Source organism: Clostridium bornimense (assembly GCF_018917145.1).
Taxonomy (GTDB): domain Bacteria; phylum Bacillota; class Clostridia; order Clostridiales; family Clostridiaceae; genus Clostridium_AN; species Clostridium_AN bornimense_A.
This window is the reverse complement of record NZ_JAHLOD010000113.1, coordinates 1-1532: the sequence shown is the minus strand read 5'-3', so window position 1 is coordinate 1532 and position 1532 is coordinate 1. Positions and strand designations below refer to the sequence as shown.

At 34.3% G+C, this 1532-nt stretch carries 1 protein-coding gene, 3 tRNA genes and 1 rRNA gene; all 5 read left to right on the top strand.

The window, feature by feature from the left end:
• Positions 1-117 (top strand): 5S ribosomal RNA (gene rrf / locus KQI30_RS16745).
• A gap of 6 nt (positions 118-123) precedes the next feature.
• A tRNA-Glu gene (locus KQI30_RS16740) sits at positions 124-198 on the top strand.
• A gap of 3 nt (positions 199-201) precedes the next feature.
• Positions 202-277, top strand: a tRNA-Gly gene (locus tag KQI30_RS16735).
• 293 nt (positions 278-570) lie between these two features.
• Positions 571-1140 carry a manganese efflux pump MntP gene (locus KQI30_RS16730; RefSeq protein WP_216464477.1) on the top strand — a complete coding sequence of 190 codons (570 nt, stop codon included), beginning with the start codon at positions 571-573 and terminating at the stop codon, positions 1138-1140.
• A gap of 169 nt (positions 1141-1309) precedes the next feature.
• Positions 1310-1384 (top strand) — tRNA-Glu (locus KQI30_RS16725).
• The last annotated feature ends 148 nt before the right edge of the window (positions 1385-1532 follow it).

Below are 1532 nucleotides of genomic sequence, written 5' to 3'. Positions count from 1 at the left end.
CTGGTGATGATGCCTCTAAGGGATACACCCGTTCCCATACCGAACACGATGGTTAAGCCTCAGAGGGCCGATGGTACTGCACGGGAGACTGTGTGGGAGAGTAGGATGTTGCCAGGTAAAGATGGCCCGTTGGTCAAGCGGTCAAGACACCACCCTTTCACGGTGGTAACAGGGGTTCGATTCCCCTACGGGTCACCATATGCGATAATAGCTCAGTTGGTAGAGCGTCGCCTTGCCAAGGCGAAGGTCGCGAGTTCGAGCCTCGTTTATCGCTCCACAAGAGTTTTGAAAATATTATTTTTCAAAACTCTTTTTTTATTTATAAGAAGTATATTGATATTAGAAATTGCTAATGATAAAATATTGAATAGCACGTTTTTGTGAGGGAGTAATTTGCGTATTATAAATGCGTGATAAGTCAACATACTGACTTTTTAAGTCTAGCTTATCTTAATTAATGAGACTCATATATATTCTGTGTTATTTTTGAGCTATAAGTATTATTTATATAGTTTAAATATAATTTCAGATATATATGAGTTTTTTATTTGAATTTTAGGAGATGATAATATGGGAACTTTAGAATTAGTTTTAATTGCTGTTGGGTTGTCGATGGATGCTTTTGCAGTAGCAGTTTGTAAAGGTCTTAATATGAAAAAGATAGACTATAAACAAGCAATAATTATAGCCTTATTTTTTGGTGGTTTTCAAGGATTGATGCCGCTTATAGGATGGATTTTAGGAAAACAATTTGAGTCATACATAACTAGTATAGATCACTGGATTGCATTTGGTCTACTTGCATTCATTGGTGTGCAAATGATAATAGAGGCAATAAAAGGTGATGATGAAGAAAAGGAACAAAGTAGTGGAATTAAGATAAAAGAATTAATTGCATTGGCTATTGCTACTAGTATAGATGCATTAGCTGTTGGGATTACATTTGCTTTTTTACAAGCTTCTATAATTCCATCAATATCTCTTATAGCAATTATAACTTTTATATTATCCATTGTAGGGGTAGTTATAGGTAACAAATTTGGTGCTAAATATAAAAGTAAAGCTGAACTTGCTGGTGGAGTTGTGTTAGTACTTATTGGATTAAAAATACTATTAGAACATTTAGGAATTTTATTTTAATATAAAAATTTGTAAGGCGGTGCCATTATAATTATGCACTGCCTTATATAATTTTATTGTATAAAAATCTACAAAATTGGGTAGTATATAGAAGTAATACAAAAAGGTATTTACAATATATGAAAAAAGTGCTAATATTAAATATGTCGTTGAAAATAATTTCCTATAAGGCCTGTTGGTCAAGCGGTCAAGACGCCACCCTCTCACGGTGGAATCAGGGGTTCGATTCCCCTACGGGTCACCAGAAGCAAACTATCATAAAAAGATAGTTTGCTTTTTTGTATTTAGAAAACCCCGCGTTAGACGTGGGGTTCAGTAAAGCTTATAGCTATGAAACATAATAAAAAAACTCCTTCTGATATAATAAAAATGCGGTCTGGCAACTGCAAAAA